This window comes from Thalassovita aquimarina (genome assembly GCF_018219815.1).
GTDB classification, from domain to species: Bacteria; Pseudomonadota; Alphaproteobacteria; order Rhodobacterales; family Rhodobacteraceae; genus Thalassobius; species Thalassobius aquimarinus.
On the sequence record NZ_JADMKU010000056.1, the window covers coordinates 1 to 1138 of the forward strand.

A 1138-nucleotide genomic window follows, 5' to 3' on the forward strand; every position below is an offset into this window, starting at 1 on the left:
AAAAATCTTGGGAAATCCGAAGACGGCTGGACTATGAGGATGCGCATGACCGAACTACCCCATATCCTCGTGGTGGATGACCACCGCGAAATCCGGGACGCGGTGACGCGTTATCTCGAAAAGAACGGCATGCGCGCCACCTCGGCCAAGGATGCGGTGGAGATGGACGGCAAGCTTGCCACCGGGCATTACGACCTCATCGTGCTGGACGTGATGATGCCGGGTGAAGACGGGCTCTCGGTCTGCCGCAGGTTGTTGCCGGGCAAGGGAATCCCGATCCTCATGTTGACAGCCCTTGGCGAGGAAACCGACCGCATCGTGGGGCTGGAAATCGGGGCCGACGATTACCTGTCCAAGCCGTTCAATCCGCGCGAACTGCTGGCGCGGATCAAGGCTATCCTGCGCCGGGCGGATCGGGCGGAAACCCATGCCGGCACGTTTTCCGGCCGGCGGGTGTCCTTCGCGCACTTGGTGCTGGATACCGATCGCCGCGTTCTGGTCGATGAAAACGAGCACGAGACCGACCTGACGACGGCGGAATTCAAGCTGCTGACGGTTCTTCTGGAACGAGCGCGGTTCGTCCTGAGCCGTGATCAGCTGCTTGATCTGACCACCGGCCGGTCGGCCACTCTCTTCGACCGGTCGATCGACAATCAGATCAGCAGGTTGCGTCGCAAGGTGGAGAAGGACCCTTCGAAGCCACGTATTATCACCACGGTGCGGGGCGGTGGGTATTGCCTGGCCGCCGATGTCGGCGACCCGGGATGATGCGACGGCTTGTCGACAGTCTTCGTGGGCAGCTTGTGTTGCTCATCCTCGCGGCCCTGGCGGCTGCGCAGGCGATCAGCCTGTGGCTGTTCGTCGATGAACGCAGCCTGGCGATCCGCGCCGCATTGGGATTCGAAGCGGCCGGGCGCGCCGCCAACGTGGCTCGGCTCATCGAGGAAGCGCCATCGGATCTGCATGCCTCCATCCTCAGGGCCGCGAATTCGCCGCTGGTTCGCTTCGACCTTTCTGCGGAACCCTCTGTCGATCACGAAAACCATGCCAATGCCGGTGCAGTAAAGGCACGGGTGCGGACACTTCTGGGCGACAGCTACAGCCGCGACATCAGGGTCGAACTGCACGAGGTGGAGGG

General features: G+C 62.5%; 1 protein-coding gene and 1 pseudogene. Both read left to right on the forward strand.

Features of this window, described 5'->3' with window-relative positions; all coding sequences use genetic code 11:
- Nucleotides 1-45 precede the first annotated feature (45 nt).
- Nucleotides 46-768, forward strand: a complete 723-nt coding sequence (locus IT775_RS21145) for a response regulator (protein WP_212703232.1) — start codon at nt 46-48, stop codon at nt 766-768.
- Nucleotides 768-1138, forward strand: a pseudogene (locus tag IT775_RS21150) (ATP-binding protein); the annotation flags it as partial. The gene IT775_RS21145 and the pseudogene IT775_RS21150, both read left to right, overlap by 1 nt.

Bases quoted from the DNA above. Each gene is read 5' to 3' on its own strand.
- IT775_RS21145 (WP_212703232.1), top strand. From the start codon at position 46: ATGACCGAACTACCCCATATCCTCGTGGTGGATGACCACCGCGAAATC.